Raw genomic sequence first — 6,114 nt, 5'->3', positions numbered from 1 at the left:
GCGGGACTTGAACCCGCACAGCCTTACAGCCGAGGGATTTTAAATCCCTTGTGTCTACCGATTTCACCACCTGGGCAAATTCTATTTATCACCATCTAACAGGATAATGATATTTACTACTCAGCTACCCTATCAGGGTAGCTTAATACTGACATCCGCTTAAGCGGTAATTCGACATTGCACACAGTGCTTATAATTACTATCGATGGTGCCCAGGGCGGGACTTGAACCCGCACAGCCTTACAGCCGAGGGATTTTAAATCCCTTGTGTCTACCGATTTCACCACCTGGGCAGAATTTGGAGGCGCGTCCCGGAGTCGAACCGAGGTACACGGATTTGCAATCCGCTGCATAGCCACTCTGCCAACGCGCCATAATTCTAATACTTGCTTTTGCAAGTAAACTGCTTCAACTCAAATTAACTTCTTGTTTTTCAAAGCGTTAATTCATATCCCTGTTCGGAATGGTGGCTATTATGGACTGTCTTCTTGGGGTTGGCAATAGCCACATCCACTTTTTTTGCTATTTCAGTCTCGACCGACTGAAAAAACGTCATAATGATGTATTGATAAACAAAAACTGCTTAAGAATTCATTAGATCGTTGCTGGAAGCTTTCAAATACTGAAACATCGACCAGAACGTAAGGATGGCTGCAACATATAATGCAATGATCCCAACGATAGTGAAGGCCTCGCTTGGCCGCCAGAGCAGTGCAAGCAATGCAAACATCTGTGCGCTGGTTTTAAATTTACCAATCCACGACACCGCTACACTACTACGTTTACCAATTTCCGCCATCCACTCGCGTAAAGCTGAGATGATAATCTCGCGGGCGATCATGGTAGCTGCGGGTAAGGTGATCCACCAGCTATGAAAATGCTCAGTCACCAGAACAAGGGCTATTGCTACCAAAACTTTATCGGCTACCGGATCGAGAAATGCGCCAAAGGCAGTTGTTTGTTTTAAGCGGCGAGCAAGAAAACCATCGAACCAATCTGTTACAGCAGCAATAACAAAGAGAAGCGCAGTCGCTGTTGGCCCCCAACTAAAAGGAAGATAAAACGCAAGCACAAAGAATGGGATCAAGATCACGCGAAAAAACGTGAGATACGTCGGTATTGTAAATTGCATATGCAACAAAGGCCTAGCAGTGAGAGCGAAGCCTTATGTTCCTACATTGTGCACCCTGTTTCAATGCTAGTGTTTGAGTGAATAGAATATTTTTTCAGCCAAACTCGGAGAAATACCTGGAACGCTGGCTATTTCTTCGATTGAGGCGTTTTTAAGCGGCTGTAACCCGCCCATATATTTCAACAGCTGCTGGCGGCGTTTTGGTCCGATACCTTCTATATCTTCCAACGAACTCGTCGATTTAACCTTAGCGCGTTTTTTACGGTGTCCGGCAATTGCATGATTATGTGACTCATCGCGTATATGTTGGATAAGGTGTAGCGCTGGGTCATCCGCAGGTAGGGACATTCCTTCGCCGACCGGTAATTTAAATAAGGTTTCAAGACCTGCTTTACGATCGCTACCTTTTGCTACTCCGAGTAGTAAAGGTTTGGTCTTATCCCATGGGACATCGAGTTCAGCAAATACCTCAATCGCCTGGGCTAACTGCCCTTTTCCGCCGTCAATAATAATCAGGTCAGGAATTTTCTCGGGTTCTAAAGGCTTGCCATAACGACGGCGTAACACTTGGCGCATAGCCGCGTAGTCATCGCCCGGCGTAATCCCTTCAATATTGAACCGTCTGTACTCGGCGCGTACCGGTCCTTGTGGATCGAAGACCACACAGGAAGCGATGGTTTGTTCGCCCATCGTGTGGCTGATATCGAAACACTCCATGCGTTGGAGTGTCGGCAGCTGAAGGTACTCTGTCAGTGCCTTATAACGTTGAGAGAGGGTTGAGTATTGCGACCGTTTTGCCACCAATGCCGAGGTGGCATTGGTCCGTGCAAGTTTCAGGTAACGAGCCCGATCGCCCCGGGGTTGAGTCTGTAGTTGGATCTTCCGGCCCGCTAATTCCGTTAACGATTCACTAAGCACCTCTTTTTCCGGTAACGGAAAATCGACAAGAATTTGCGTCGGTAACGACCGAGACTCACTGCCCTGCAGATAAAATTGACCGACGAAGGTTTGGACAACTTCGGTAAGCTCGGTATCGGCAGGTACCTTAGGGAAATAGCTGCGGCTACCTAAGACTTTGCCTTGACGGATAAAAAGTACATGCACGCAGGCTAATCCAGCATCGTAGGCCACGCTGATAGCATCCAGATCGTCCCCTTGATTCGAGACAAACTGTTTCTCGGTAACACGGCGCACCGCTTGAATTTGATCCCGTAATCTTCCCGCCTCTTCGAATCTTAAGTTCTGGCTCGCTTGCTCCATTCTTGAGACTAACTGACGTAGAACCTGATCATCTCTCCCAGAGAGGAACAGACGCACATAGTCAGTCTGCAGCGCATATTCTTCCTCGCTGACCAAGCCTTCTACGCAGGGGCCTAGGCAACGCCCTATCTGATACTGTAAACAAGGGCGTGTACGGTTACGGTACACACTGTTTTCACATTGACGTATAGGAAATATTTTCTGTAATAAAATTAACGTTTCTTTAACTGCATAACCATTAGGAAAAGGGCCGTAATAATCCCCCTTCGCATGTTTTGCGCCACGGTGCATCGCCAAACGAGGGTGTTTGTCACCACTTAGGAAGATAAAGGGATAGGATTTATCATCACGTAGTAATACGTTGTAGCGAGGTTGATAAAGCTTGATATAGTTATGCTCAAGCAATAGCGCTTCGGTTTCGGTATGGGTTACGGTGACATCAATCTGGGCGATATTCGCCACTAAAGCTTCTGTTTTACGACTGCCAACATTTTGACGAAAGTAGCTGCTCAGTCGTTTTCTGAGGTCTTTCGCTTTACCAACGTAAATCACCTGCTCTTTAGCATCGTACATTCGGTATACGCCAGGTTGGTGCGTTACATGTTTTAAAAATTCTTTTGCATCAAATCGTTCAGTCACGCCGCCGTCCTAAGTCTACTATTTATCTGTTATGGCTGGATGTTGCCTCTACCTTGCCGCACTCTTGCTTATTATGGCGCAGATAACCACTATCAGCTAGGCTCGCTGCTATATAGAAATAAAGTTATTGTGGTACACTCTGCCCAATTTATTTCATCTATTGGAGAAAACATAATGAGCCAAGCAATCACAACTGCTCAAGATGTTGAAAATTTGTCGAAAGAAGTCACCTGTATGAAAATGTTATTGGCTTGTATGCTCAAGTCCATGGGGCAGGTTGATGCAGGTAAAGCAATTCTTCGTATGGAACGCCAACTTTCGACCTTAGAAGATGGCGAAGATAAGGCTCAGTTCTCTGCAACCCTGCAACAAATCAAAACGGCTTACCTGGCCTAATCGACTATGACCTCCTGTTTCAGGAGGTATTTTCACCGCTCTTCATTTATTTAGCTTGATATGAACCAAATCCCCGACCCCCCTATTCTCAAAACGAAGTAGAGTATGTTACAAACCCTTAGTACGTTCTAAAAATAACAACAACGATTGACCATCATCATCACAGGAATTTTTTCATGACGAATCTCTCCGATCCCCAGCACCCCAATACGGGTGAGGGTTCACTTAAGCGCAGTTTACACAATCGGCATATTCAATTAATTGCCATTGGCGGGGCCATTGGAACCGGCTTGTTTATGGGGTCAGGCAAAACGATTAGCCTTGCGGGTCCATCGATCATTTTCGTTTATATGTTAATCGGCTTTATGCTCTTTTTTGTTATGCGCGCAATGGGTGAATTATTACTCGCTAACTTAGAATATAAATCGTTTAGCGATTTCGCAGCGGATCTCCTCGGTCCATGGGCCGGCTACTTTACCGGCTGGACTTACTGGTTCTGTTGGGTGGTAACCGGTGTCGCGGATATTGTGGCCATCAGCGCCTACTTCCAATTTTGGTTTCCAGAGTTCTCGGTGTGGCTCAGCGCTATACTTTGCGTTGCCACCTTCCTGGTACTTAACATTGCCACCGTTAAATTATTCGGTGAGATGGAGTTCTGGTTCGCGATTATTAAAATCGTCGCCATCGTCAGTCTAATTGTGGTCGGTATTGTGCTTATTGCATCGCATTATGCGCTGCCTAATGGCACCTATGCGTCACTCAGCAACATTTGGTCTCACGGCGGCATGTTTCCTAAGGGACTGTCTGGCTTCTTCGCCGGTTTCCAAATTGCGGTCTTTGCCTTTGTGGGGATCGAATTGGTGGGGACAGCCGCCGCGGAAACTCATAACCCGGCAAAAGTATTGCCTAAGGCTATCAACTCCATCCCACTGCGCATCATTATGTTTTACGTATTAGCGCTCTGTGTGATCATGGCTGTAACGCCATGGAATGAAATTGACCCCGCGCGCAGTCCCTTTGTTGCGATGTTCGTATTAATTGGTCTGCCAGCGGCCGCAGGCATTGTCAACTTTGTGGTGCTCACTTCGGCAGCCTCTTCCGCCAACAGTGGTATTTTTTCAACCAGTCGTATGCTGTTCGGTTTATCAGAGCAGGGCGTGGCATCGAAAATGTTTGGCAAATTATCTAAACGTTCGGTACCGGTGAATGGATTATTGTTCTCGTGTTTATGTCTATTTTTAGGCGTGGCGTTAATCTATCTTATCCCGAATGTAATGACTGTTTTCACACTGGTCACAACTGTTTCCGCCATCCTCTTCATGTTCGTTTGGTCGATTATTCTCTGCTCTTATCTTGCCTATCGCAAAAAGTTCCCAGAGAAGCATCAGCGTTCGTCGTTTAAAATGCCCGGTGGCGTGGTCATGTGCTGGGTGGTACTCGCCTTTTTCGCTTTTATCATCGTGTTATTAACCTTGCAGTCTGATACACGTCAAGCGTTAAGTGTTACACCGCTGTGGTTTGTATTGCTAGCCATTGGTTGGTTTTCCAAACGTAAATCGATTCAGTCGTAAGACATCACGAGACGGGCTAAACAGCCCGTCTTTTTTAATCAGGTTTACTGAGATCGACGTTTAATTTTCAACTCACTGACCAGTACCCCAGCCACAATTAATACCCCGCCCAGTAAGGCTATACTCGGTAAAATTTCGCCCGCAATTCGCCCCACAATACCGGCCCATACCGGTTCACCCGCATAAATTACCGTTGCTCTCGTCGGCGAGATGCTTTGTTGCGCCCAATTCATGGTTAATTGGATAATGGCACTCATCAAGCCTAATCCCGCTGCGCTAAGAATTACCGTTGGTGAGAAATGACTCACCGTTTCTCCCGCGGGCACCATAAACAAAAACGAGAATAACGAGGCGGCAGCTAACTGGATGATGGTGACCCGTTTGGTATCGACTTGCCCCGCATAACCACTGATCAAAATAATCTCCCCAGCGATGGCTAAGGTGCTGAGCAATGTCACGTACTCACCGATTCCCAATCCTTGGTTGCTCTCTCCGGTATTACCGGACAATAACAATAAGCCAACGAACGCTAAGATAATGCCACACCAAGACATCAGCCGTGGGGGCTGCTTGAGAAAGGCCCATTGTAATAAAGGAACCAAAGGAACATACATCGCGGTCATAAAGGCCGATTGGCTACTGGAAATGGTCTGCATACCCCACGTTTGGAAGCTATAGCCTATCGCGATGCATAAGCCAATCAGCGCCCCGGCTTGCAGGTCTTTTACCGTAATACCCGCTAGGCTTCGCCAAAAAAACACTGATAACAGTAGTGCGGCAACAGCAAAACGCACGCCCACAAAAAAGAAGGGGCTGGCGGTTTGCATGGCGTGATGGACGATAAGAAATGTCGCACCCCATAACATAGTGATTAGGATTAACGTGGCTTCTTGCCGAGATACCTTCAACGCAACAGGCGATTTCACAGACTCTCCTTTTACAGTAAAGACAACATTTTGGAGCACCCTTTAGAAAAGGGGACTAACGTGGATCTGACATATTCCATCAGTATCAGTGATTAGCGGGCAGAGCAAGGTAGAGAAGAATATAGGCTACAGCAGAAATGCAAAAAACCAGCCTATGGCTGGTTTCTTAAATAGTGGCGGAGGAGGAGAG

Annotated in this window: 5 protein-coding genes and 3 tRNA genes (1 of these 8 running past the window's edge); 2 read left to right on the top strand and 6 right to left on the bottom strand. The window is 46.7% G+C overall.

Annotation, left to right across the window (positions count from 1 at the left end):
- Positions 1 to 206 precede the first annotated feature (206 nt).
- From MKR94_RS04370 to uvrC, 4 genes are all read right to left on the bottom strand, one after another.
- Positions 207 to 293 (bottom strand) — tRNA-Leu (locus MKR94_RS04370).
- A 6-nt stretch (positions 294 to 299) separates the two neighbouring features.
- Positions 300 to 373: transfer RNA gene (locus MKR94_RS04365), tRNA-Cys, on the bottom strand.
- Between the two features lie 210 nt (positions 374 to 583).
- Positions 584 to 1,132: a CDP-diacylglycerol--glycerol-3-phosphate 3-phosphatidyltransferase gene (gene pgsA, locus MKR94_RS04360; protein WP_048911939.1), complete on the bottom strand. Its 549-nt coding sequence runs from the start codon at positions 1,130 to 1,132 to the stop codon at positions 584 to 586.
- Between the two features lie 66 nt (positions 1,133 to 1,198).
- Positions 1,199 to 3,031 carry an excinuclease ABC subunit UvrC gene (gene uvrC / locus MKR94_RS04355; protein WP_241645593.1) on the bottom strand — a complete coding sequence of 611 codons (1,833 nt, stop codon included), beginning with the start codon at positions 3,029 to 3,031 and terminating at the stop codon, positions 1,199 to 1,201.
- 174 nt (positions 3,032 to 3,205) lie between these two features.
- On the opposite strand from uvrC, the gene MKR94_RS04350 reads away from it, so the two are divergent.
- Together MKR94_RS04350 and cycA are read left to right on the top strand one after the other, a co-directional pair.
- Positions 3,206 to 3,427, top strand: coding sequence for a DUF2594 family protein (locus tag MKR94_RS04350; protein ID WP_241585070.1), 222 nt, complete (start codon positions 3,206 to 3,208; stop codon positions 3,425 to 3,427).
- A 176-nt stretch (positions 3,428 to 3,603) separates the two neighbouring features.
- Positions 3,604 to 4,998 (top strand): D-serine/D-alanine/glycine transporter, encoded by a 1,395-nt coding sequence (gene cycA, locus MKR94_RS04345; RefSeq protein WP_241645592.1) that lies wholly within the window; start codon positions 3,604 to 3,606, stop codon positions 4,996 to 4,998.
- Positions 4,999 to 5,042: 44 nt separating this feature from the next.
- Here cycA and MKR94_RS04340 read toward each other — a convergent pair whose 3' ends face one another.
- A complete protein-coding gene (locus tag MKR94_RS04340) occupies positions 5,043 to 5,924 on the bottom strand; it encodes a DMT family transporter (protein WP_338328003.1) in 882 nt (293 codons plus the stop codon).
- A 174-nt stretch (positions 5,925 to 6,098) separates the two neighbouring features.
- A tRNA-Ser gene (locus tag MKR94_RS04335) sits at positions 6,099 to 6,114 on the bottom strand; it runs 172 nt beyond the window's last position.

Source organism: Rosenbergiella metrosideri, from assembly GCF_022602565.1.
GTDB classification, from domain to species: Bacteria; Pseudomonadota; Gammaproteobacteria; order Enterobacterales; family Enterobacteriaceae; genus Rosenbergiella; species Rosenbergiella metrosideri.
The sequence above is the reverse complement of the archived record's forward strand: the minus strand, read 5'-3'. Positions and strand labels throughout refer to the sequence as shown.